The organism is Bradyrhizobium sp. P5_C11_2 (assembly GCF_054049755.1).
Map to the genome: position 1 here is coordinate 1 of NZ_JBFULT010000895.1, position 1,885 is coordinate 1,885.

Annotated in this window: 3 protein-coding genes and 1 pseudogene; 2 read left to right on the top strand and 2 right to left on the bottom strand. The window is 61.8% G+C overall.

What is annotated here, in order from left to right; genetic code table 11:
- Positions 1-122 precede the first annotated feature (122 nt).
- A complete protein-coding gene (locus ACXJL8_RS39995; RefSeq protein ID WP_456622707.1) occupies positions 123-677 on the bottom strand; it encodes a flavodoxin family protein in 555 nt (184 codons plus the stop codon).
- A gap of 303 nt (positions 678-980) precedes the next feature.
- Here ACXJL8_RS39995 and ACXJL8_RS40000 point away from each other — a divergent pair, with 303 nt between their 5' ends.
- Complete coding sequence (locus tag ACXJL8_RS40000; protein ID WP_456622708.1) at positions 981-1,220, top strand: hypothetical protein; 240 nt, start codon at positions 981-983, stop codon at positions 1,218-1,220.
- A gap of 89 nt (positions 1,221-1,309) precedes the next feature.
- Positions 1,310-1,660, top strand: coding sequence for a hypothetical protein (locus tag ACXJL8_RS40005; protein WP_456622709.1), 351 nt, complete (start codon positions 1,310-1,312; stop codon positions 1,658-1,660).
- A gap of 24 nt (positions 1,661-1,684) precedes the next feature.
- Here the strand turns inward: ACXJL8_RS40005 and ACXJL8_RS40010 are convergent.
- Positions 1,685-1,885, bottom strand: a pseudogene (locus tag ACXJL8_RS40010) (winged helix-turn-helix transcriptional regulator); the annotation flags it as partial.

Here is a 1,885-nt window from a genome sequence, read left to right on the forward strand (position 1 = left end):
CCCTTCGAGGGCCGCTAACCCTTCGAGGGCCGCTAAAGGAGCGGCCACCTCAGGGTGACGGGTGTTAGATTGGAGCGCGCTGACCTCGTCATTGCTTCGCTGCGCTCGCAATGACGGTGCGGTTAGCCGTTACGGTTTGCCATTCTGGCCAATCGCTGGCCGAGATATTCGGCCGTGCTGAGGTCGCTCTGCGGCAACGAGCCGTCGACCAGGTGTGTCGCCAGGCCGAGCTGGCTGCCCAAACGATTACGGCCGCGCGGATCCTCGCCTCCGGGAATGTCGAGTCCGCACCAGAGCATGCCGTGCTGAGCGGCCAGGATCGTAAAGTAGGTCAGCGTGTGGAGTTGATCGCCACTTGCGCAGGCGCCTGTGGTGAACCCGGCTGCGATCTTGTTGGCCCAGGCTTGCTTGCTCCATCTGTCGCTCGAAGCGTCCGCAAAAGCTTTGAATTGGGCCGCGGGCCCGCCCATGTAGGTGGGACTGCCAAATGCAACGGCGCTAGCGCCGTCAATCGTTTCCAGTAAGCTCTCATTCTGGAACCGGCCTGACACGATGTCGTCGCCTGTGATGCGACAGAGCGCGACGTCCGCCATGCCATCCGCCGCGCGCGCCATCGCATGCGCCAGCTTCTCGGTGGTGCCGGTGATGGAAAAATAGACGATGACGAGCAGGGGCATGGTGGTGCCACTTTGGGTGTCCAGCCATCTTTGACGCTGTCTAAATTTTGTACAAGTCCCACTACGTCGTCATTGCGAGCGCGGCGGAGCAATGGTGAGGTGGGCGAAGCAGCATCCACGCTGCCGTGCCACAAGATGGAGCCGCATTGCGCTTGGCGCCGTCCGCGCTGCGGTGTTCGTTTTCCACGGGCCATTGGCATGCGGTCCACCGAGCGAACATCCCACTTCAGCGCTTGAAAATGCATGCCTGGAGCAATTGCGGCTGTGGTAGATTTGTCCTCGCGAGGTTGGAGGTTTGCGGAGATGTCGATCAAGCCGCTTCCATTCGTCGGGACGGATCTGTGGCGCGCCCGCGAGATCCTGAAGTCGTGGACATCCCTGAGGCGCTTAACAAGCGACGAAACAGATATTGTCGTACGTATGATTGCGCAGGGCCTCGCGGAGGGCAGGAAACGCGGCTTCGAGCTGGCCGCGGCCGAAGGGCTGACCGAAAGCAAGCCCTATGTCGACGAACTGACCGACGCGCTCGAGGCCAACTCGTAAATCTCACTGCCACTTTCCGGCGGACTGAACCTGGTTCAGGCGCGTGCCTGCGCGCGCATGCTCGCGGCGAATGACTCGCGGAGACAAGGATGTTCAAGGTCACATGCGTGGTGCTGCTGTCGGCCGTGATCGCGCTTGCGGCGCCGGCGCTCGGGCGCGACGACGGCCGTTACGCCAGTTCGCCTCTCAAGTCGTGGTTCGAGAGTCTGCACAGCGAATTTGGACAGTGCTGCACCAATGCTGACGGGTACATCGTCTCCGATCCGGATTGGGACACCGACGGCGTGAATTATCGCGTTCGCATCGATGATGAATGGGTGAATGTGCCTGATGGCGCCGTCGTCAARCAGCCCAATCGCGCCGGATGGACGATGGTGTGGAAGCATTACCTCGACGGTCATCCAAAAGTCCGGTGCTTCATGCCGGGTAGCATGAGCTGAAACGCGTCGGACCAGGCATCATCATCAAGCGAGACGTTGCGAACGACCTGCGTTCCGGCCCCGCCGCGGCTTCACCATCGTATCCGCGTGGCTGAGCAGGCGGCCGTCCTCCGCGCGCATTTCGAGCTTCTTCACCGGGCGGCCTTTCTCGCGATCGACCAGGATGGTTGCGATCTCCTCTGGGTGATCGTCGAACGCCTCGCTCCATTGCCGCAGCGCCACCAG